1 pseudogene is annotated in these 231 nt (G+C 55.0%); it reads left to right on the top strand.

The window, feature by feature from the left end:
• Window positions 1-231: pseudogene (locus FQ664_RS27670) on the top strand (hypothetical protein); the annotation flags it as partial.

The following is a 231-nucleotide window of genomic DNA, read 5'->3' as shown; positions in this document are numbered from 1 at the left end:
GAAAGCGGCGTACCTCAACAAACAGCTTAACCTGGGCAGCTATGAGCGGCTGAAGAAGAGCTTGAACATTTCGACCAAAAGCCTTGTGCACCATTGGTCGAAGGCGGGCGGGCCGGGGCAGATTCCGGGGTATGCGACGCATCTGGACAAGGTGGCACGGCTCAGCAAGTACCTTGAGTATGGTGGGTATGCTGCAATTGGCCTGGGTGGGACTTCTTCTTATCTGAAAGT

This window comes from Pseudomonas persica (assembly GCF_900291015.1).
Taxonomy (GTDB): domain Bacteria; phylum Pseudomonadota; class Gammaproteobacteria; order Pseudomonadales; family Pseudomonadaceae; genus Aquipseudomonas.
The sequence above is the reverse complement of the archived record's forward strand: the minus strand, read 5'-3'. Positions and strand labels throughout refer to the sequence as shown.